This window comes from Salinispora sp. CH2A1_6 (assembly GCF_056820975.1).
Genome location: NZ_JBXEDG010000003.1, coordinates 384,661 through 405,033, shown reverse-complemented (window position 1 = coordinate 405,033; position 20,373 = coordinate 384,661). Strand labels below are relative to the sequence as shown.

The following is a 20,373-nucleotide window of genomic DNA, read 5'->3' as shown; positions in this document are numbered from 1 at the left end:
AAGTAGAACCTGTTATCGTCGCTGACAAGCCTTGGAAATCGTCGAAGGAGGCGCCCGTGGAATCGGCAGCCGACCAGCCCCACGCACTCGTGGAGCAACGTGGACAAATACTGATCGTGACGATGAACCGGCCACGGGTCCGCAACGCGCTCTCCCCCGAGATGCTCGCGATCATGCGGGACGCGTGGGACCGCGCGGACAACGATCCGGAGATCCGAGCCTGCATCCTCACCGGGGCCGGGGGCACCTTCTGCGCGGGCGCGGACCTCCGCGCGATGACCCAGTCCCACCCCGGAGACCGGTTCAACGGCGCCGACCTCTCCCGGATCGACGCGCTACTCAAGGGTCGACGGCTGACCAAACCGCTCATCGCCGCGGTGGAGGGGCCGGCGGTGGCGGGCGGCACCGAGATCCTCCAGGCGACGGATCTCCGCGTGGCCGGGGCGAGCGCCCGCTTCGCGGTCTCCGAGGTGTGCTGGGGCCTGTTCCCCCTCGGCGGCTCCGCCGTCCGGCTGGTACGACAGATCCCGTACGCCGTCGCGGCGGAGATGCTGCTGACGGGACGCCAGTTGGGTGCCGCCGAGGCCCGGGACGTGGGCCTGATCGGACACGTGGTGCCGGACGGGCAGGCCCTGAACAAGGCCCTCGAACTGGCCGGGATGATCGCCGCGAACGGCCCACTGGCAGTGCAGGCGATCCTGCGCACGATGCGGGAGACTGAGGGCCTGGCCGAGAACGAGGCGTTCGCTCTGGAGGCACCGATCGGCACGGCGGTGTTCCGCACCACCGACGCCAAGGAGGGCCCGCGCGCCTTCGTCGAGAAGCGCACCCCCCAGTTCCACGGGCGGTAGCCAGGTCAGATCGCGCGCTGCTGCGCGGCCCAGTACGGGTCGCGCAGTACTCGCTTGTAGAGCTTGCCGTTCGGGTCGCGGGGCAACTCCTCGACGTAGTCCACGCTTCGGGGCAGCTTGAAGCGGGCCAGCCGGCCGGTCAGGAACGCCAGCAGCTCGCTGGTCAGCTCCGGGCCCGTCGCCACCCCCAGCTCCGGCTGCACCACGGCCTTGATCTCCTCACCCCACTCGTCGTGCGGGATGCCGAAGACCGCGACATCCGCCACCGCCGAATGAGCGGCGAGCTCCCCCTCGATCTCGGCCGGATAGACGTTCACCCCACCGGTAATGATCATGTCGCTCTTCCGGTCACACAGGTAGAGGTAACCATCGTCGTCGAGGTAGCCGATGTCGCCGACGGTGAACATGCGGCCGCGCCAGGACTGCCGGGTCTTCTCGGCGTCGCCGAGGTATTCGAAGGTCGTCTCACCCATCTGCAGATACACCGTCCCGGGCTCACCTGTTGGCGCGTCGTTGCCGTCCGGGTCGAGCACCCGCACCTGCGAGCCCGGCCAGGCCTGCCCGACCGAGCCGGGCCGGGCCAGCCAGTCCTGGGCGGTGATCAGGGTGCCGCCGCCCTCACTGGCGGCGTAGTACTCCACCACCACCGGCCCCCACCAGTCGAGCATCCGCCGTTTGACCTCGTGCGGACACGGCGCCGCACCGTGGATCATCACGCGCATCGACGACAGGTCGTACGCCGTCCGAACCTTTTCCGGCAGGGCGAGCAGGCGACGGAACTGGGTCGGCACCATGTGGCTGTGGGTGACCCGGTGCCGTTCGATCAGCCGCAGCATCTCGTGCGGGTCCCACCGGTCCATCAGCACCACCGGATGGCCGAGCTGCAGCGAGATGACCGCGAAGTTCATCACCGCGGTGTGGTAGAGCGGCGAACAGCACAGGTGCACATGGGAGTCGAAGGGTTCGAGGCCGAACAGCCCGAAGAACCATTGTGACACCGGCGGAACGGTGTCCGGGTCGGCGCCGGTCAGCGGCCGACGTACGCCCTTGGGCCGCCCGGACGTTCCGGAGGTGTAGACCATCAACGCACCGAGGGTGCGCGGCGTGGGGCGGTCGGAGGCGTCGGCGCCGACGTCGGCGAGCGGCCGGAACCCGGGAACCGCACCGGCCGCGGCGAAGCACCCGTCGGCCGGGATACCGGCCTCGACGGCGGCGGCCGCGGCCACCTCGGCGAATCGGCGGTGCGCGACGAACGCACGGGCACCGCTGTCGCGCAGAATGTAGGCGATCTCGGCGGCGGTCAGGTGCCAGTTCAGCGGCACCGAGTACAGCCCCGTCTCCAGGGTGGCGAACTCGGCGGCGAGCAGGTCGGCACTGTTGGGCAGCAGCATCGCCACGGTGTCCCCGGGTGCCAGCCCGAGCGCCTGGAGGCCGCGCCCGATCCGGTCGGCCTCGGCGGCCAACTCGCCATATGTGATGACCCGGCCATCCGGGTCAACGACGGCGATCCCATCCGGATCCTGACTCGCGATGTTCCACAGCCCGATGCCAGTCATGGACCAGACTCTATAACGTGTTCCACTTCCTGAACAGCGGACGGGGAGCGACCTTGATTCGCCCCGATAGAACATGTTTCACTGACCCTCGTGGATACCGCTTCGGCGCCCCCGCTCGCCGCCCCGCTGGACATCGCCTTCGACTACACCCGCTCCCTCGGTCCGGTCCTCGGGCGATTCATGACCGGCCTGCGCGACCGTCGAGTGCTCGGTGCCCGCACCGCCGACGGCCGCGTCCACGTTCCCCCCCTCGAATACGACCCGGTGACCCACACCCCGGTCACCGAGCTCGTTCCCGTCTCACCCACCGGCACCGTGACCAGTTGGACCTGGACCGACCGGCCGCTTGCCGGGCAACCCCTCGACCGACCGTTCGGCTGGGCACTGATCCGGCTCGACGGAGCCGACACGGCGCTACTGCACGCCGTCGATGCCGGCACCCGGGAGTCGATGCGGACCGGCATGCGGGTCCGCGTCCGCTGGGCCGCGAAGCGATCCGGACACATCCGCGACATCGCCTGCTTCGAGCCCGACCCGGGCCCACCCCACGCGCCCAACGACAGCACCAGCGACGATCCCGGCAGCAGCAGCACACCCGGCAGCGCGCCCGGCACCAGCAGCACACCCGGCACCGGCAGCGATCCCGCCAGCAGCGGCGATCCCGTGACCGGCATCGTGACTCCGATCCGGCTCTCCTACACGCACACCACCTCCGTCGAGGAGAGTCGATACCTGCACGCACTCTCCGAAGGACGGCTACTCGGCCAGCGCTGCCCGGCCTGCCGCAAGGTCTACGTACCGCCCCGGGTCTGCCCGGCCGACGGCGTGCCGACCGAGGAGGAGGTGCCGGTCCGCGACCACGGCACGGTCACCACGTTCTGCGTGGTCAACGTTCCCTTCGCCGGGCAGCGACTGGAGCCGCCGTACGTGGTCGCCCAGGTCCTCCTCGACGGTGCCGACATCCCGATCCCCCACCTGATCCTCGGCCAGGCCGGCGACGCCCGGATGGGCATGCGGGTGGCCGCGGTCTGGCGGGACCCGACGACCTGGTCCACCACCCCGGAGAACATCGCGCACTTCCGCCCCACCGGCGAACCGGATGCGCCGTACGAGTCCTACCAGGAGCACCTGTGAACCCTGCCGTCGCCGTCATCGGCTTCGCCCAGGCACCCTGCCGTCCCTCCGCGGGGACCACCAGTGGCGTCGAAACCCTCGTCCCGCTCTTCCACCAAGCCCTGTCGGCGGCCGGCCTCGACCGCCGCGAGGTGGACTTCTGGTGCTCCGGCTCCTCGGACTACCTCGCCGGCCGGGCGTTCTCCTTCGTCAACGCGATCGACGCGATCGGGGCGTACCCGCCGATCTGTGAGTCGCACGTGGAGATGGACGCAGCCTGGGCGTTCTACGAGGCGTACGTCAAGATTCTGGCTGGCGAGGCGAAGACCGCGTTGGTCTACGGCTTCGGCAAGTCCTCGGCCGGCCTGCTGCGCCGGGTGCTGGCGCTCCAACTCGACCCGTACGTGGCCGCGCCGCTCTGGCCCGACTCGGTGAGTGTCGCCGCGCTCCAGGCCCGGCTCGCCATCGACGCCGGGGTCGTCACCGAGCAGGCCATGGCCGAGGTGGCGGCCCGCAGCCGGGCCGACGCCGCCACCAACCCCTACGCCCAGGTGTCCGGCCAGCCCACCGTGGACGAGTTGGTCGCCACCCCCTACCTCGCCGATCCGCTCCGGGCGCACGACTGCGCACCCGTCTCCGACGGCGCCGCCGCGCTAGTCCTAGCCGCCGGCGAGCGCGCCCGCCGACACCGGGAACAGCCGGCCTGGATCAGCGGCGTGGCGCACCGGGTCGACCCGCAGGGCCTCGGCGAACGGGACCTGACCACGGTGCCGTCCGCGACCGCCGCGGCCGAGGCGGTGGCCCTGCCGGCGGACCTCGACGTGGCCGAACTGCACGCCCCCTTCACCCACCAGGAACTACTGCTGCGCACGGCACTCGGCCTCGGCGACCGGGTCCGGATCAACCCGTCCGGGGGTGCGCTCTGCGGCAACCCCATGTTCTCGGCCGGGCTGGCGCGCATCGGCGCCGCCGCCGAACAGGTCATGACCGGCCAGGCCCGGCGGGCGGCCGGACACGCCACCAGTGGGCCGGCGTTGCAGCAAAACCTCATCTGTGTGCTGGAGGCGAGGTCATGAGACGAGCAGCCGTGCTGGGTACCGGGCAGACGCAGCACCAGACGCGCCGTACCGACGTGTCGATGGCCGGGCTGTGCCGGGAGGCGATCGACCGGGCGCTGGCCGACGCCGGCGTCGACTGGCCGCAGATCGACGCGGTCGTGCTGGGCAAGGCGCCGGACCTGTTCGAGGGCGTGATGATGCCGGAGCTGTTCCTCGCCGACGCGCTGGGAGCCGCCGGGCGCCCGTTGCTGCGGGTGCACACGGCGGGCTCGGTTGGCGGTGCCACCGGGGTCGTGGCGACCAGCCTGGTCCGGGCTGGCGTGCACCAACGCGTACTCGCGGTCGCGTTCGAGAAGCAGTCGGAGTCCAACGCCATGTGGGCGCTCTCCATCCAACCGCCCTTCACCGCGCCGATCGGGGCCGGGGCCGGTGGCTACTTCGCACCGCACGTCCGGGCCTACATCCGACGCTCGAACGCACCTGAGCACGTCGGGGCGATGGTCGCGGTGAAGGACCGGCGAAACGGTGCGCTCAACCCCTACGCGCACCTGCGCCAGCCGGAGATCACGCTGGAGTCGGTGCGGGCCTCGCCGATGTTGTGGGACCCAATCCGGTACGACGAGACCTGCCCCTCCTCCGACGGCGCCTGCGCGATCGTGATCGGCGACCAGGCGGCAGCCGAGGCGAGCGAGCGGCCGGTGGCCTGGATCCGGGCGACGGCGATGCGTACCGAGCCGACCTACTTCGCCGGCAAGGACCACGTGAACCCGAGGGCCGGCGCCGAGGCCGCCCAGGCGCTGTGGCAGGCGGCCGGGATCACCGACCCCCTCACCGAGGTCGACGTGGCGGAGATCTACGTACCGTTCTCCTGGTTCGAGCCGATGTGGCTGGAAAACCTGGGCTTTGCCGAGGCCGGGCACGGCTGGAAGCTCACCGAGTCGGGCGAGACCCAGATCGGTGGGCGCCTGCCCGTCAACCCGTCCGGCGGTGTGCTCTGTTCCAACCCGATCGGCGCCTCCGGCATGCTGCGCTTCGCCGAGGCGGCCAAGCAGGTGATGGGACGGGCCGGCGAGCACCAGGTGGCTGGAGCGAAAGCGGCGCTGGGTCACGCGTACGGCGGCGGGTCGCAGTTCTTCTCGATGTGGGTCGTCGGCGAGACCCCGGGTCGGTGAAGTAGGTACAGGTGCCAATTCCGATGGGGAGGTCCAGATGAACACCTTCAAAACCCTGTTCCTCAGTGCGGCGATCGGTGTGGCGCTCGCCGCCCTCGGCATCGCGGCCACCATGGCAGCCCTCAGCCCGACCGCCGCCGAGGTCGCGCGAGAGATGGCCAGCGAGGAGGACTTCGACCCCGCCGCCCCACCCGCCTTCTACGGCACCCGCTGACAGCTCACCGCGCTGTCGAACGGCAGCGGCGATCCACCGGTTGTCGCGGTATTCGGAAACCAAAGCAAGCCGCGCCGGCCCACAGGGCCAGGGCTGACCGCACCGGCGGCACAGCCAAAGTGGACGCAGCGGTAGATGCTCCGATGGCATCAGCCGGTTCACCTTTCGGCAATCTCCGGTACCGCTCATGGTCGTTCACGCTCCCGGGCCTGCTGTTCGAACACCATCCGCCACACGTGCGTCAGCAGGGGCTGATCGACTGCGTCCGACCGTACCGGCGGAGTCGCCGTAGTCCCCCGAGACAGCTCGCCTGTCAGGGCGTACCGCGAGACGTACACGGTCATGGCCGAACTTGATCCGGTCCGGTCGCCACGAGGACCGGACCGAGTTCCTGCCGGTATGTGGATCCGCACTCTGACCCAACGGACGACACTGGCCCATCCGATTCTGAGTCAGACGAACTGTCGTCGGCAATGTGGTCGCCGGCATCGAGCGGATCCATCTTGCTCGTCATACGCACTGGTCCCTCCGCATCGTTCTTGGGGCTTGAGGTGGCGCCGGGGCGGGCGGGCAGTGAGGACGGCGGCCTTGCTGTGCCGCTTGGTGCCATCGGCCAGCACCCGTCCCGGGCCATGCCTCTACGCAACCGTGGATCGTGGTGGGACTCCAGCGCGGCAACTGCGCAAAAGTGGCGCACCCCAGTTGCGCGGTGACTGCTGAGCTGGATGAATGGACCGGAAAGCAACCACGGCGGAAGGAACGGCGCGTGGCGGGCAAGCGGAACCGGCTGGCTCAGCGCCGAAAGTCGGTCGGGCTGAGCCAGGAACGCTTGGCCGAAAAGCTTGGCGTCGATCGATCAACCGTTGTCCGGTGGGAGCGGGCGGAGACGGACCCACAGCCCTGGCATCGGCCTCGGCTGGCCACGGCTCTGCGTGTGTCGGTCGAGGAACTGGCCGATCTACTGGCCGACGTAGGCCGGCCGCCAGGACCACCGAACGAACGCCTCGAATATGTGCTACGCCACGTGGGCCCTCACGGTGCTTCAGGAAGGGCTACCGACGCACATACAAACCATCGTTCTATTCCTGCCCGGACCGCGTCAGAGTGTCGAGTAACTCTGCCGCCACCTGCTCCGGCTCGGCCAGGCAACGCCATGCCGGCACCCGACGGACCGGCATGGCACCACCGATGACATCGATGCGGGCGAGTACCCGACGTAGTCCCCGGCCCACGGGGTCGCCCGCCGGATCGTCAACAACGACGGCCAGCTCGGCAGCTCCGCGCCCCACCACGAGGTCAACAGCCCGCCCAGCCACGGGGACGTCACGTCGCACGGTAAGACCGACGCTCCGAAGTGCCAGGTGCAATCGGTCTGCTGGCACGGTCGCGGTGCCTGGTTGAGCTTCGGCGGCATCCTGGACCAACGCCAAGGCGGACAGCAGGCCGCGTTGCCCCGACCACCACGACCGGTCACCGACCACGACAAGCTGGGATCGCGCCCTGGTGATGGCGACGTTCCACAGGTTGGTCTGGTGTACCAGCCAGCCCCGGGTGCGGTCCGGAATGCCATGCGCCCCGATCGGTGAGACGACCATGATGTCCTGCTCGCTGCCCTGAAACTTGTGAATCGTCGCGCAGAGCACGTTGTCTGTGCGGCCGGCGTCGCGAAGGGCCGCGGCCAGGCGACACTGGTGCGCAGCGAGCGGCGTGACCACCCCGATCGAGACATCGGGGTACGCCGTCCGTAGTTCCGTCACCTCGGCTACGACCGCGTCGATCTCGACCTGGTTGAACCCGGACCCGGTGGTGCCGCGGCTGAACTGGCCGGGCACGTGGCGCCAACGAACTGCGGGATCGGCCGCAGCGGCCAGTCGGGCAGGATCTGTCAGCACCGTGAGCCGACCCTGGTAGACCTCCCGGTTTGGCACCTGCACGATGTCTGGATGGCACCGGTAGTGCTCGTCAAGGAGGTACGTCGCGCCCGCGGCGGTGACGAAGGCGTCGTACGCGGAATGGGTGGTGTAGGTAAGCCGCCGGGCGGTGAGCCAACCGGTACTCAGGTCCGCTCGGGCCCGTTCCGTGACGTCGTCGGCCTCGGACAAGTCCACGACGGGTGCGAGCTGACGCGGATCACCGATGAGCAGTGCCCGCTTGGCGCGGTAGAGCATGGGCAGAATCGCGGGAATCGTGCACTGCGCCGCCTCGTCGATCACCACGAGGTCGTACAACGCGGGACTCCGCTTCAACCGCCGGGCGGACAGGGCGGTGACGGCCCAGCCCGGCAGCACCCGGAGCAGCTCTGGAAAGTAGGCCCAACTGTCCGACTGTGGCTTGGCCATCTCGTCGGCTCGGTCCTGCAGCAGACGTGCTCCCGCAGCCACCCTGCGGGCGATCTGGGCGCGCAGCAGGTTCACGCTGAGGGTCGGTCGCTCGGTGCCGATCAGGTCGGCCAGTCGCTGCCAGGAAGCCTCGGTGTCGGGCAACTCGGTGAGGAGCCGCCGGCCTTCCCGCCAACGCAGCTCGAGCACCGCCCGCTCCGCGAGCGCCTCGACAGCGTGGCGATCCGCGACCTGGTACGACCGCAGCCGCCACCGGTACCACCAACCGAACCACCTACTGGCTATCGCGCGGTCGGTCAGCCGGACGAGGTGTGCCAGGGCCCTGTCGTCGGCGGGCAGCGGTGCCACACCGTCGCCGGCATCGGTCCCACGCTCAACAGCCAGATCGGCGAGGTCGCGTTCGAGCAACCGCTGTTGGTCGAGCGTCGCGCGGAGTCTGGCAGCTTCTTCGCCCAGGAGCCGCAGTTCGTGTCGGAGCGTATGGTCGTCCGGCGTCGTGGGCCGCTCACCCGGCGGGTACGCCGCGAGAATGTCAGCGACGTGCTTCGGCTCCTGCGTCCGGTGTTCCTTGTTGCCGGTGCGCATCAGCAGACCCGGGCCGATCAGGTCGGTCACCCGGTCGAGCACCGAGTTGACGGCCTGGTTGCTGGTAGAGCCGATCAGCACGCTCTGTCCGGCGGCGGTGGCGGTCGCCAGCAGGGCCGTGACGAGTTGACTCTTGCCGGTGCCGGGCGGCCCCTGGGCCACTGTCAACGGCTGGGACATCGCCGCCTGGATGATCTCTTCCTGCGCCTCGTTCGCCGCGCTCATCGCCACCGTCACGACTGGCGTAGCCGCGGCTTCGTCCGGGCGGAGAGCCAGCGCGCCCAGTGCCGTCCCCTGGATGAGCCGCGGATTCTTCACCATGCCCCGTAGATCGTCAACGAGCTGCCGCTGCGGCGACTCGGCAGCATCGACGGTGTACAGGATTGCGGCGTTCTGCACCCCGTTCACCGGTCCCGACCTGATGGTGCCGCCGAGCACGGCCGGGTCCAACTCCGTGACCGGTCTCAGCCCGAACGTCTTCACCAAGACATCAACGCTGGCAGCGAGAGAGGTTGGATCGCCGGGCGCGAATGCCTGCTCGACACGTTGCCGTAGTTCGTCGCCCTCCACCTCAGAGAGCTGGAACAGGTCGACGAGTGCGGCGCTGGGGCGGGGCGGAAAGGAGGCGTGCAGGACGTGGTCCGCGCCAACGGTGACATCGCAGACAAGGAGCGGAGCGAGCCGGAGTGGCTTGTGCCGGGCCGGCCGAACGGCGACGACCGGATAGCCGTATTGCAGTTCCCGGCCCTCGGCGCGGGCCCGAGCGGCGAGTTTGGCTGCCGACCCGGCCAGCTGCACGGGCGTAGCCGAGGAGAAGACCACTTCGGACCCTGGTGGTGCCGCGACGTACGTCCCGGTCGCCTGCGGGTCGATGAACGATTGCAACACGGTTGAACGCTGCATGCAGTTGATGTAATAGGTCACCAGGCGACGCCACTGATCCGCGTCGAACGGCGCCTCGTCCGTCGGGCGCGAAGTAACGGCGGTGACCTGCCGCGCCGCGGCGGCGGAGCCCGGCGCCGTCACCAGTCGGATCGGCTCGGTGACACCCTCACTCGACTCAACCGGCGTGTGCTGGCGGCGCCGGGCCATCTCCGTCGGGGCATACCGGGAGAGGTCGTTGGTGGTGATCCAACCATCGTCCGAGGGCCCCTCGGCCGCGCCCCGTAGACCATTGAGCAGCACCTCGGTGAAGACGGACGGGTGGTCCGGCCCCTGCGCCTTCGACGCCTTCAGGTGCGTGCTCGACGTCAGGATGAAGGTGCCACGCTGACGCCTGAGGCGACGCGGCTCGTCCCGCACCCCGCCCCGGAACCGGTGCCGCGCCGTGAACGCGCCAGAGAAGCAACAGTCAAGCAGGACCACCTTCTGACTGGCCTTCGTGTCGTTGAGTAGATGACGCAGCATTCCGTCGGTGTCGAACGCGGTGGTGTGCAACTGCCCGGTGACCGTGTCGGTCGCGGCCAGGAACAGTGACTGGCCGTCGCCGTGCAGCACCCCGTGGCCGGAGTAGTAGAGCAAAGCCAGGTCACCCGTGCGTCGCGCGCCGTAGAACTCCTCGACGACCTGACGCAGGTGCGCCGCTGGCAGGTCCAGTTCAGCGCGTACGGTGTCGAACTCCCCGGCACCGTCCAGCAGCGTCTTGAGCTGCGCCACATCCTGGCGTACCGAGGGAAGGGGTGCGAGGTCACCGTCCATCTGGCAGGTGGCGGTGCCGAGCAGCAGGGCGTGCCGTCCCATCAGAGACGGGCCCGTTCGATTGCGGCCCGCGCTGTTCTGACCAATTCATCGGTCTGGGCGTGGGTGGGCCGGTCGATAGTCATTTCAATGTCCCCGACTCGCAGGTGTACCCGGCGGCCGGTGTGGCGCTGGAGGAAGCTCAAGACCACGTCAACCAGCGCGTGGACGTAGCCGGGGTCGGTGCCCGTCAGTACGGTTACCACGCCGAGCATCAGCTCTGCCGCGCCTTTGGCGTCCGGGTCGACAGCGGGGTTACCAACGCGCTCCACCTCGCCGCCGATCTCGCGGAGACTCTCCGCCAGCTCGTCGGTCAGCTCACCGAGGACGAACTCGTCGTCGTCGGTAAGCGGCGTGAAATCGATCTGAACCAGGACGCGAGCCATCCAACCTCCTGCACGAGCGGTGCGACCAATCTACGGAAAATGATCGCGTTGGGGCCGAGACTGTCGGCTTGCCGATCAAATACCGCCTACGCACCGCCCATCGGCCTCCTGTGTAGAGTTGAGAACTACTCCAATTGGGAGTCCCAGGTGCATCTGGCCTCGCCGGCCCCGGCGGGCTTGACTGCCCGCCGGGCAACGCCGTCTGGAGGGAACATCCTCAAACATTCGCAGAAGCGCACGAGGTCGCCAGGCGGGTGCGCACCACCAGGTTGTGCAGGGCGCCCACGACTGCCGGGGCTGCGGAGTCGGGCAGCGCCGACATGTCTCGGGCCGCCTCCAACTCGGCGCGAAGCCGCGGCACGTCGGCGGCGAGTCGCGGCGCAGCGCCCGTGGGCAACGGTCCCTGCTCGGCCTCCCGCTTGGCGGCGATGAGGTCGGGCACGTACGGCAACCCGGTCCCGAGCACACCGAGGTCCGTCTCGAGACGACCGGTCCGCATCAGGTGGATCCCGGTGAGCAGAACGCGCAGCGTGTACAGCGCGGGTTTGAGCTTCCCGGTCCGGGCGTACAGGTTCTGCTGGGTGGCCGCGAAACCGAGGTAGTGGTGCGCATGGTGACGGGTGATCAGTCGTGGGGCCAGCGACGTGAGCTCGGCGTGCACCGGGCTGGTGACGACCACCAGCGGCGACAACACCTGCTCCAGGACGTACCCGTTGCGGCTGTTCAACAGTTTGGCGCACTTCAGCAGGTCGTGGCTGACCACGTCCAGCTCGACACCGTCGCGTACGCCGGTGTACTGCAACGTCTGCGGCCCGGTGCGCAAACCGACCACCTTTGCTGGCGACAGTAGGTGCGCGCCGCGCAGATCCAGGTCGGAGTCGACGGACGCGAACCCGTACAGGTGCGCACCGCTGACGGTGGCGAACAACAGCGGCTGGGGCAGCATGCGCTCGGCCGCAGCGGCCCACGACGGCACTTCGGTGGTCACTACAGGTTCGCTTCCCGTACGGCGACGAGTAGCCGATCCACGGCATCGCGGTCGGGCAGTTCCGGTAGCGCGGTGGCGGCCGCCGCCTCGGCGAGCTCGGCGAGCAGGTCCGCCGCCCAGGCGGCGACTGTCTCCCAGGGCAGCTCGCCGCGCCGCACCGCGAGCAGCTTGTCGCGCAGATAACGCACGTCGACGAGGACATCCCCGGTACGCAGCACGTGCGCACCGGCCACCAGTAGCCGGATCATGTGCATGGCCTGCTTGTGGTTCGTCTCGCCGGTACGATCGCGGCGGGACGCCACCCGGTTCAGCTGATCCCGGGCGTAGCCGCCGTACGTCTCGGCCACCCGCCGCGACAGGAACGCCTGCCGCGCCGCCAGCAACCGTTCCCCATCCGGGGTGATCGTCTCGACCTGCGAGGACCAATGCACCTCCAGAACCGTCGGGTTGCCCTGCAGAGCGAGCAGGCAGAAGCGTTCGAACTCCCAGGAGAACTGCTCCGCAACCGGCCCGTCAACGTGGGTGGGCGGCTTGTCCAGGTGCCAGAACGCGCGGGTCGGCGCCGCGAACACACCACGCCGGTCGTAGTCAGAATCCGGTCCGTGCAGTCCGTACGCCCGTGATCCGACCACGACGGCGAGGACGGTACGCCGCTCGACAAGCTCGATCACGCCCAGCGACGCTACCGGAGCATCACCCGGCAATGCATGATCTTTTCCCGGCGGGACCGGGCGTCGCTGGAACGGTGAACCCTTGGCGGGCGGGGCTGCGGTACGGGATAGAGCGTCTGAAGGAGTTCAGGCTCGTCCTCCCGGACAGGACGAGGTCACACCCAGGACGTCATGGACGGTGTGCCAGCCGCTCATGTGCTCGACGGTGAACTCGCTGGCCTGCCATGAACAGGTTCGGGACATCAGAGATTATGACGTCAGACTACGTCGCGAAGGCGAAGCCGGGCGTCGGTCTCACCGGCGGGGCAGCTCGACAGTCAGCGGCGCCACCACTGCGACCGCGACGGGTTTGGCTGAGGAAGTCATGAGGCTTCACCGCAGGATCGCCGTTTCGATCTTCCCGCTGGCTCGGCCAGCCGGCAGTGGCGACGCCGGCTCACGTGGTGCACCTCATCCTCCCCCATACAGGTGACTCGCTGGGCGGTCGCCCTAGGGGTTTGCCGATTCCGGTTGCCGACCAGCACGCGGTGTTCAACACTTTTCTCACGTATCCGATTTGAGGGGTTTGATATGGCTAGGTGCGATGTCTGCGGTAACGACTACAAGATGCCATTTCAGGTGCACATGGCGAACGGCGACGTGCACACCTTCGACAGCCTCGAGTGCGCCAACCACAAGCTCGCCATGAACTGCGAGCACTGCCAGGTCAAGATCGTGGGCCATGGCATCGAGGTCTCCGGCCGCTTCTACTGCGGCACCCACTGCGCCCGAGCCGAGGAAGGGTCCCTGGCCGCCGACCTGCGCGGCACGTTGGCTGCCCAGCCGGCCTAAGTGGGGCGGAGGGGGCGGCAGGACCGGCCGCTGACGGTGGCAATCGGGCCACCGTGAGCCCAACCGATCCAGGACGCATGGACCGTCGTCCGGGCGCCACCATAGACGGCAGCCTCGGTGGCGAATCCGTGTGTGCCGCCGCCCCCACCACCGCCGACAACCACGACTGCCAATCTGCCCACCGACCCCGCCGGCTGGCGAACTCGCGTCGGTGTCGGCCGTGCGACGGGACACCGCCATCCGGTAACCCCGGTCGGCACAGTCCATCTTGGAACCCGCGACTGGACTACGCCGGCATGCTCGTACCGGCCGCTGCCACGAAACCAGGCGGTAAGGATGTCACGGTGGGAAGCGCCGGTAGGGATCGCGCACACCCGACCCTGGCGAGTCCTCAACATCGCGCTGGTCGTCTCGTTCATCAGCTGGATCGACATCGGTGCCATCACCGTGATGTTGCCCTCCATCGACGAGGCCCTCGGCACCGACGACAACGTTCTCCAGTGGGTCGTCTCCGGCTACTCACTGATGTTCGCGCTCGCCCTCGTCCCCGCCGGGAGACTCGGCGACGCCAAAGGCCGCCGTCAGGCCATGCTCATCGGCCTGGCCATGTTCGTCGGAGCCAGCACGATGGCAGGACTGGCCACCTCCGGCGCGGTACTGGTGGTCGCCCGACTCCTCCAGGGCGCGGCGGCGGGCGTCCTCGCACCCCAGATCACCGCCCTCGTGGAGCGACTGTTCCCCCCCAGGGAGCGCGGACGCCCCTTCGGCGCGGTCGGTGCCACCTCCAACGCGGCCACCGCCGTCGGCCCACTGATCGGCGGCCTGGTCATCGCCGAGGGCGGAACGGACCACGGCTGGCGGCTCGTCTTCTTGATCAACGTCCCGATCGGGATCACGGCGGCGATACTCATCTGGCGCTTCTTTCCGAAAAGGCCGCCTCGTCGCCAGGCCGACCGTCACCACGACCTGGTCGGGACGCTGCTGCTCGCCCTCGGGATCATGTTGGTGATCCTGCCGGCGCTGCAATGGCAACAGTGGATGGGGTGGTTACCGTGGCTGCTGGTGCCAGCCGGGTTCGGTGTCCTCGTCGCCTTCCGATCCTGGGAAACCTCCACCATCCGGCGCCACCCGCCGGTCTTTGACTTTCGCCTGTTCACCCACCGGCCGTACCGCCTGGGGCTGCTGCTCGGATTCCTCTTCTACGCCGGGTTCGTCTCCCTACCGCTGATCTTCAGCTTCCACCTGCAGTACGGGCTCGGCACCAGTCCACTGAACACCGGCCTGACGCTCGCACCGCTCGCGGTGGGCTCCACCCTCGGCGCCGTGCTCGGCGGACGCTACGTTGGTCGGCTTGGCCGTGCCCTGCTGGTCATCGGACTCACCATCGTCCTGGCGAGCCTCGCCATCATGACCGCTCTCACCGGCTTGCAGGGGGGCGCCTTCTCGGCCGCGACCGTGTTCCCGCTCTTCCTCGCCGGAATCGGCAGCGGCCTCGTCATCACACCGAACAACACCCTGGCACTGGCCCAGGTACCCAAGCCCGACGCCGGCAGCGCCGCCGGCATGTATCGCACCACGCGACAGGTGGGAGCCGCGGTGGGGCTGGCGATGATCACCGCGACCCTGCTCGCGGCGGTGGCCGCCAACGACGGACGCTGGTCGACCGCACTTCGATACGCACTCGCCGTGGAGATCGGCGTCATCGTCGCCGCTCTTCTCATCTGCCTCGTCGACATCCTCGGCGACCGCCGCGACGAACGGAAGCGCGCAGCGTAAACCAACCGGTGATACAGAGCGTGGTGGAGCTCGTTCAGCTGTTGCCGTCGCGCAAATCAGGAATCCACCTGAGCGGCGGTTGCTGGTCCGGGCCCCCAGGGCCGTCCCCGGCGCACGAGCACGAACCCGGCCCCGGCGGCGAGGAACCCCACCACCAGGATGCCGATCGGCAGGTAGCGACCGAACAGGAGCAACTGCGCCCGACCATCCTTGGCCTGTTCGATCACCGCGTCGGCGGTCACGTCGTCGTACTGGAAGGTGGCGCTCAAGATGACCACCGGCGGCCCGACGTCTGGCACCAGCTCGTGGTGCTGCTGGTCGCGGTAGCCCAGAATGCCACCGGTCATCGGCTCCACCCAGAGCGTGCGGGAGGCGCGGTAGCTCATCGTTGCGGCTGTCGCCTCCGGTGCAAGGAAGCCAAGCAGCTGGGTCAGCGTCTCCTCGTCCAGGTCGAGGCCCCGCTGCGGGATGGTCTGCTCGAAACGGTACGTCTCCAGGCCAGCGATCTCCTCCGCGCCCTGGTACAGCATCGGCAACGACTGCTGCAGGGTGCTGTCGAAGTACTGGTAGGTCTGCTTCTTCGTATCGAAGGGGAACAGGTACAGCTGCCCGGTGTACGCGATGCTCCCCGCCTTACACCCGGTGGCACCCAGCTCCTCGACTGCTTCGTCGTTGTAGCACTGGCCTTCCCACTCGGCGGCGGCGCCGGATACCCGGTCGAGGGCGATGCGGCTCTCGGAGCGCTCGACCGGCAGGTCACGATCGACCCAGTCGGTTGCTTGATACACGTTCCAGATCAGGGTTTCACCCGCAAGGCTGCCGGTGAGCTCTGCGGCGGTCTCGTTGTCTGGTTTGATGCCGGTGACCGAACGCAGAGTGCCGGTTTCGACGGTCACCGCAGGGTCACCGCCGGGCAGCGTCCAGGCGCCGACAAAGGTGGCTGATGGCGCGACAACGACGATGTCTGGCGGTGTCACATCGTAGGGCACCTGCTTGAGCGCGGGCACGATCAGCCATACCAGACCCACGGCTGCGACAACACAGAGTAGCCCCAGGCCGAAAAGAGCCGCGCCGATTTTCTGTCGCATCAGCACACCCTCCCTTGAGGTGAAACTTGTTCTAATATACTGCGACACACCCCACAGGGAAACCCCTCGGCAACACACCTTTCGCCGAAGCGTCATCCACTGGCGCCGATACCCGCCCCCGCGTAGGCTGACCAAGCACTTGCTTGGCCCACATCATGCCGGGAGGTCCCGATGATGCCGTCGATCCCAGCGGCCCTGCACCGGGCGGCGCGTGAGTTCAGCTCGGCGCCGGCTCTGGTGGAGCCCGGCGTCGCGCCGCTGAGCTACGCGGAGCTCCTCGCCGAGGTGCGGCGCGCGGCACAGGCCCTGATCGCCGCGGGGCTACGCCCGGGCGACCGGCTCGCACTCTGGGCACCGAACTCGACGCAGTGGGTGCTGGCCGCCCTCGGCGCGAGCTTCGCGGGCCTCACCCTGGTGCCGGTCAACACCCGGTTCACCGGGATCGAGGCGCTCGACGTGATCCATCGAAGCGGTGCCAGCGGACTCGTCGTGGTGGACCCGTTCCTCGGCACCGACCGACTCGCCGCGCTGCGAGCCGCCGCGATAGCGGAAGGCAAACAGCTCCCCCGCCTGGTCGTGCGGGTGCCCTCCGGTTGGGAGGAGTTCGTATCCCGGGGCGGGTCGGTTCCCGGGCTGGAGGCCGACGCCCGCGCCGCCGCGGTCAACCCCGACGACCTGAGCGACATCCTGTTCACCTCGGGCACCACCGGTCGCAGCAAGGGCGTGATGAGCGCGCACCGGCAGTCGCTGGCCGTCGCTTCCGCCTGGGCCGATATCGCAGGGCTGACCTCCGACGACCGTTACCTCGTGATCAACCCTTTCTTTCACAGCTTCGGCCTGAAGGCCGGCATCCTCGCCTGTCTGGTCAGCGGGACCGCCATCGTGCCGCAGGCGGTCTTCGACGTACCCCAGGCGATGGCCCTGATCGCAGACCAGCGGATCACCGTCCTACCCGGGCCGCCCACCCTCTACGCCAGCTTGATCGGTCATCCCGACGCTGGGCGCTTCGACCTGTCGAGCCTGCGCCTGGCCGTCACCGGGGCGGCCACCGTGCCACCGGCCCTCGTCGATCAGATCCGCACGGAGCTCGGCGCGGACGTGCTCACCGCGTACGGGCTGACCGAGGCGGTGGTCGCCACGATGTGCCGGGCCGGCGACGACGCGCAGACCGTGGCGCAGACCTCCGGACGCGCAGCGGCCGGATTCGAGGTCCGCATCGCCGACCCGGGCGGCGAGGTGCTGCTGCGGGGACCGAACACGATGCTCGGCTACCTCGACGACCCGGGCGCCACCGCGGCGGCGATCGACGCCGAGGGGTGGCTGCACACCGGCGACATCGGCCACCTTGACGAGCGCGGCTACCTGACCATCACCGACCGGCTCAAGGACATGTATGTCTGCGGTGGCTTCAACGTGTATCCGGCTGAAATCGAACGGGCGCTCGCGCAGCTTCCGGGAGTGGCCGAGTCCGCGGTGATCGGCGTGCCGGACCCACGGCTCGGCGAGGTCGGCAAGGCCTACCTGATCTGCCGCCCGGGTCACTCGGTCAACGCGACTGAGGTGATCGAGTTCTGCCGGAGCCGACTCGCCAACTACAAGGTGCCGCGATCGGTGGAGGTCCGGTCCGAGCTGCCGCACAACGCCTCGGGCAAGATTCTCAAGTATCTGCTCCGCGCGGAGAGTTGATGGCTGCCGAGGCGCGCTAGATCCAGTCGGTGTGCCGGGGCCACGCCAGCAGCGTGTCGACCACCTCGGGCGGCTCACCGGAGGGCATCGGCGCGACGGCGCAGTAGCGACCCTTGAAAAACAGCAGTGGGCCGTCGTCGCGGCACTCGCCGAGCGCGGTTACCCGGCCCACCACGATCGCGTGGTCACCGCCCGGGTGCACGGCCTCGACCCGGCAGTCGGCCCAGGTCAACGCTCCGGTAAGGATCGGCATACCGGCCGGGGAGGGAGCCCAGGCGACCTCGGCGAACTTGTCCGCCCCCGATGCGCCGAAGACCCGGGACAGCGGCCCGTGCGCCTCCGCCAACACGTTGACACCGAACACCCCGGTGTCACGGATCCGACGCCAGGTGGTGGAGCCCGCCTGCGGGCAGAACAACAGGAGCGGTGGGTCCAGCGACAGTGGGGCGAAGGCCTGGCAGGCGAACCCCGCCGGGCCTTCGTCGTCGAGCGTCGTGATCACGGTCACGCCGGTGCAGAAGTGGCCGAACACCCGCCGAAACTGCTGGGTGTCCACCACGGCTGCGGTCGTCACCCGACTCGCTGGAACTGGTGACCCCACACGCTGTGTGCGGTCGTCTGCCGAGCGATCCAGGTGCGGTCGTCCACGGTGTCGCCGTCGGTGCCGTACTCGATGTCGAACCCACTCGGTGTGCGCAGATAGAACGAGATCATGCCGTCGTTGGCGTGCCGGCCCAGGGTCGCGACCATCGGGGTCTTGTTTCGGGTGCCACGGTCCAGGGCCCGACCAACGTCATCGATCGTCTCAGTCTCGATCATCAGGTGGACCAGGCCGCTGGGGGCTGGTATCGGGGCCAGGGCGACGCTGTGGTGTCGCGGGTTACAGCCGAGGAAGCGCATCCAGAGTGGCTGGTCGCTGGGCGGCAGGCCAATGGTCTCGGGAAGTAGTCGCATCGAGTCGCGCAGCCGGAAGCCGAGCACCTCGGTCCAGAAACGTAGCCCGGCGGCGTCGTCGAAGGTCGGCAGCACCACATGCCCCATGCCCTGCGCACCGGTGACGAAGCGGGTGCCGTACAGGCTGTGTGCCGGGCGGCTGTCGAGCTCGGCCCCGCAGTAGAACTCCAGGCGGTTACCGGAGGGGTCGTCAACGCTGATCATCTGCGCCACCCGACGGTTGGCCAGTTCGTCGGTCTCGGCCGTCTTGATCACGGTGCCGGCCCCCTCGAGGACGCCGGTCAGCTGGTCGAGCGCGGCGGGGTCAGCCAGCTCCCAACCGCTGGCGGCCAACCGGTCCCGCTCGCCGGGTACCACCACGATCCGAGCGGGTAGGTCGTCCATGCGGAGATAGGCGGCCTCCGGGTCGGGGCCACGGCCCTCGGTCATGCCGAGCACCTTGACGCCGAACTCCCGCCAGGCGGGAACGTCGGTGGCTTCGACCCGGAGGTAGCCGAGGGATCGAATGATACTCACGGGCGGTTCCCTTCCAGGAAATCGAAGGCGAGGCGATTGAACTCGTCGAACTTCTCCAGGTGTGCCCAGTGTCCGCAGCCACCGAAGACGTGCAGCCGGCAGCGGCGGATCAGCTTGAGCGCGACCAGCGCTCCGTCGAGCGGATTGACCCGGTCCTCCCGACCCCAGACCAGAAGGACCTCGTTGCGCAGCCGGTGGGCGTCGCGCCAGAGCAGACCCTCCTCGTAGAGGCCCGGGTCGGTGAACGAGGCGCCCAGCGCACGCATGCCGCGCAGGGTGTCCGGGTCGGTCGCGGCGCGCATCCGTTCATCGATCAACTCGTCGGTGACGAAGGACTGGTCGAAGACGAGCGTCCGCAGGAACTCCGCCAGCTTCTCCCGACTGGGGCCGGGTGGGGCGCCGAACGCGGTCAGCCGCTTGACCCCCTCGGTCGGGTCGGAGGCGAAGACGTTGAGGCTGAGCCCGCCGGGCCCCATCAGCAGCAGCCGGCCGGCCCGCTCCGGGTAGCGCAGGGCGAACCGGACCGCGGTGCCGCCGCCGAGCGAGTTGCCGATGAAGTCGACCCGGTCCAGGCCCACCTCGTCGAGCAGGGCCGCGAGCCGGTCGGCCGAGTGCGTGAAGTACTGCCGGCCACTCGGGCAACTCTCGGACCCGCCGTATCCCGGTTGGTCAACGGCGAGGGTGTCGAATCGCTCGGCGAAGACCGGCACCGTCCGCCCGAAGTTGCTCCATGCCGAGGCGCCCGGCCCGCCGCCGTGCAGCAGCACGACCGGGCGTACGCCCGCCGGTCCGGCCCGGTGGTAGTGCAGCCCGGCGGCGGTGGCTTCGATGATGATTGTGCTGGTCGTCATG

General features: G+C 69.0%; 19 protein-coding genes. 9 read left to right on the top strand and 10 right to left on the bottom strand.

Annotated elements, in window-relative coordinates; translation table 11 throughout:
- Nucleotides 1-56 precede the first annotated feature (56 nt).
- Entirely contained in the window at nt 57-851 is a 795-nt protein-coding gene (locus tag AC1UKG_RS06680; RefSeq protein ID WP_018814528.1) for a crotonase/enoyl-CoA hydratase family protein, read from the top strand.
- Between the two features lie 5 nt (nt 852-856).
- Here AC1UKG_RS06680 and AC1UKG_RS06675 read toward each other — a convergent pair whose 3' ends face one another.
- Complete coding sequence (locus AC1UKG_RS06675) at nt 857-2,407, bottom strand: acyl-CoA synthetase (RefSeq protein ID WP_482642245.1); 1,551 nt, start codon at nt 2,405-2,407, stop codon at nt 857-859.
- Nucleotides 2,408-2,497: 90 nt separating this feature from the next.
- Between AC1UKG_RS06675 and AC1UKG_RS06670 the strand changes: the two genes are divergently transcribed.
- From AC1UKG_RS06670 to AC1UKG_RS06655, 4 genes are read left to right on the top strand one after another with little or no spacing between them, the layout of a single operon-like run.
- Entirely contained in the window at nt 2,498-3,541 is a 1,044-nt protein-coding gene (locus AC1UKG_RS06670; protein ID WP_018814526.1) for an OB-fold nucleic acid binding domain-containing protein, read from the top strand.
- Nucleotides 3,538-4,596 (top strand): thiolase domain-containing protein, encoded by a 1,059-nt coding sequence (locus AC1UKG_RS06665; RefSeq protein WP_018814525.1) that lies wholly within the window; start codon nt 3,538-3,540, stop codon nt 4,594-4,596. Before AC1UKG_RS06670 ends, AC1UKG_RS06665 begins: the two co-directional genes overlap by 4 nt.
- Complete coding sequence (locus AC1UKG_RS06660; RefSeq protein WP_026271498.1) at nt 4,593-5,750, top strand: thiolase domain-containing protein; 1,158 nt, start codon at nt 4,593-4,595, stop codon at nt 5,748-5,750. The genes AC1UKG_RS06665 and AC1UKG_RS06660 overlap by 4 nt, the downstream gene beginning before the upstream one ends.
- A gap of 37 nt (nt 5,751-5,787) precedes the next feature.
- Nucleotides 5,788-5,964: a hypothetical protein gene (locus AC1UKG_RS06655; RefSeq protein WP_018219362.1), complete on the top strand. Its 177-nt coding sequence runs from the start codon at nt 5,788-5,790 to the stop codon at nt 5,962-5,964.
- 185 nt (nt 5,965-6,149) lie between these two features.
- Here AC1UKG_RS06655 and amcA read toward each other — a convergent pair whose 3' ends face one another.
- Nucleotides 6,150-6,308, bottom strand: coding sequence for a multiple cyclophane-containing RiPP AmcA (gene amcA, locus AC1UKG_RS06650; protein WP_018814524.1), 159 nt, complete (start codon nt 6,306-6,308; stop codon nt 6,150-6,152).
- Between the two features lie 311 nt (nt 6,309-6,619).
- On the opposite strand from amcA, the gene AC1UKG_RS06645 reads away from it, so the two are divergent.
- Nucleotides 6,620-7,156, top strand: a complete 537-nt coding sequence (locus AC1UKG_RS06645) for a helix-turn-helix transcriptional regulator (protein ID WP_482643191.1) — start codon at nt 6,620-6,622, stop codon at nt 7,154-7,156.
- On the opposite strand, the gene AC1UKG_RS06640 is transcribed toward AC1UKG_RS06645, so the two are convergent.
- From AC1UKG_RS06640 to AC1UKG_RS06625, 4 genes are all read right to left on the bottom strand, one after another.
- Nucleotides 7,044-10,628 carry an AAA domain-containing protein gene (locus tag AC1UKG_RS06640; protein ID WP_482642246.1) on the bottom strand — a complete coding sequence of 1,195 codons (3,585 nt, stop codon included), beginning with the start codon at nt 10,626-10,628 and terminating at the stop codon, nt 7,044-7,046. The two genes, AC1UKG_RS06645 and AC1UKG_RS06640, sit on opposite strands and share 113 nt — an antisense overlap.
- Nucleotides 10,628-11,011: a hypothetical protein gene (locus tag AC1UKG_RS06635; protein ID WP_018744475.1), complete on the bottom strand. Its 384-nt coding sequence runs from the start codon at nt 11,009-11,011 to the stop codon at nt 10,628-10,630. The genes AC1UKG_RS06640 and AC1UKG_RS06635 overlap by 1 nt, the downstream gene beginning before the upstream one ends.
- Before the next feature lie 217 nt (nt 11,012-11,228).
- Complete coding sequence (locus AC1UKG_RS06630) at nt 11,229-11,999, bottom strand: nucleotidyltransferase domain-containing protein (protein WP_482642247.1); 771 nt, start codon at nt 11,997-11,999, stop codon at nt 11,229-11,231.
- The gene (locus AC1UKG_RS06625; protein WP_482642248.1) at nt 11,999-12,670 is read right to left on the bottom strand and encodes a nucleotidyltransferase domain-containing protein; all 672 of its coding nucleotides are present in this window, start codon (nt 12,668-12,670) and stop codon (nt 11,999-12,001) included. The genes AC1UKG_RS06630 and AC1UKG_RS06625 overlap by 1 nt, the downstream gene beginning before the upstream one ends.
- A gap of 570 nt (nt 12,671-13,240) precedes the next feature.
- Between AC1UKG_RS06625 and AC1UKG_RS06620 the strand changes: the two genes are divergently transcribed.
- Both AC1UKG_RS06620 and AC1UKG_RS06615 read left to right on the top strand, forming a co-directional pair.
- The gene (locus AC1UKG_RS06620) at nt 13,241-13,501 is read left to right on the top strand and encodes a hypothetical protein (protein WP_026271497.1); all 261 of its coding nucleotides are present in this window, start codon (nt 13,241-13,243) and stop codon (nt 13,499-13,501) included.
- Between the two features lie 336 nt (nt 13,502-13,837).
- Complete coding sequence (locus AC1UKG_RS06615) at nt 13,838-15,277, top strand: MFS transporter (protein ID WP_018814519.1); 1,440 nt, start codon at nt 13,838-13,840, stop codon at nt 15,275-15,277.
- Nucleotides 15,278-15,333: 56 nt separating this feature from the next.
- On the opposite strand, the gene pgfA is transcribed toward AC1UKG_RS06615, so the two are convergent.
- Entirely contained in the window at nt 15,334-16,371 is a 1,038-nt protein-coding gene (gene pgfA / locus AC1UKG_RS06610) for a cell envelope lipid trafficking protein PgfA (protein WP_018814518.1), read from the bottom strand.
- A 165-nt stretch (nt 16,372-16,536) separates the two neighbouring features.
- Here pgfA and AC1UKG_RS06605 point away from each other — a divergent pair, with 165 nt between their 5' ends.
- Nucleotides 16,537-18,051, top strand: coding sequence for a FadD3 family acyl-CoA ligase (locus tag AC1UKG_RS06605; RefSeq protein WP_482642249.1), 1,515 nt, complete (start codon nt 16,537-16,539; stop codon nt 18,049-18,051).
- Between the two features lie 16 nt (nt 18,052-18,067).
- Here the strand turns inward: AC1UKG_RS06605 and hsaB are convergent, their stop codons facing one another.
- Genes hsaB through hsaD form a run of 3 tightly spaced genes read right to left on the bottom strand, consistent with a single transcriptional unit; the run spans nt 18,068 to nt 20,372 of the window.
- Nucleotides 18,068-18,625: a 3-hydroxy-9,10-secoandrosta-1,3,5(10)-triene-9,17-dione monooxygenase reductase subunit gene (gene hsaB / locus AC1UKG_RS06600; protein ID WP_029123484.1), complete on the bottom strand. Its 558-nt coding sequence runs from the start codon at nt 18,623-18,625 to the stop codon at nt 18,068-18,070.
- A complete protein-coding gene (gene hsaC / locus AC1UKG_RS06595) occupies nt 18,622-19,521 on the bottom strand; it encodes an iron-dependent extradiol dioxygenase HsaC (protein ID WP_018814515.1) in 900 nt (299 codons plus the stop codon). Before hsaC ends, hsaB begins: the two co-directional genes overlap by 4 nt.
- On the bottom strand, nt 19,518-20,372 hold the full coding sequence (gene hsaD, locus AC1UKG_RS06590; RefSeq protein ID WP_482642250.1) for a 4,5:9,10-diseco-3-hydroxy-5,9,17-trioxoandrosta-1(10),2-diene-4-oate hydrolase: 855 nt from the start codon (nt 20,370-20,372) through the stop codon (nt 19,518-19,520). The genes hsaC and hsaD overlap by 4 nt, the downstream gene beginning before the upstream one ends.
- Nucleotide 20,373: the final 1 nt, after the last annotated feature.

Coding starts and splice junctions, on each gene's coding strand:
- AC1UKG_RS06675 (WP_482642245.1), bottom strand. CDS start 2,407: ATGACTGGCATCGGGCTGTGGAACATCGCGAGTCAGGATCCGGATGGG.
- AC1UKG_RS06660 (WP_026271498.1), top strand. CDS start 4,593: ATGAGACGAGCAGCCGTGCTGGGTACCGGGCAGACGCAGCACCAGACG.
- AC1UKG_RS06655 (WP_018219362.1), top strand. CDS start 5,788: ATGAACACCTTCAAAACCCTGTTCCTCAGTGCGGCGATCGGTGTGGCG.
- amcA (WP_018814524.1), bottom strand. CDS start 6,308: ATGACCGTGTACGTCTCGCGGTACGCCCTGACAGGCGAGCTGTCTCGG.
- AC1UKG_RS06640 (WP_482642246.1), bottom strand. CDS start 10,628: ATGGGACGGCACGCCCTGCTGCTCGGCACCGCCACCTGCCAGATGGAC.
- AC1UKG_RS06635 (WP_018744475.1), bottom strand. CDS start 11,011: ATGGCTCGCGTCCTGGTTCAGATCGATTTCACGCCGCTTACCGACGAC.
- AC1UKG_RS06620 (WP_026271497.1), top strand. CDS start 13,241: ATGGCTAGGTGCGATGTCTGCGGTAACGACTACAAGATGCCATTTCAG.
- AC1UKG_RS06615 (WP_018814519.1), top strand. CDS start 13,838: ATGTCACGGTGGGAAGCGCCGGTAGGGATCGCGCACACCCGACCCTGG.
- AC1UKG_RS06605 (WP_482642249.1), top strand. CDS start 16,537: ATGATGCCGTCGATCCCAGCGGCCCTGCACCGGGCGGCGCGTGAGTTC.
- hsaD (WP_482642250.1), bottom strand. CDS start 20,372: ATGACGACCAGCACAATCATCATCGAAGCCACCGCCGCCGGGCTGCAC.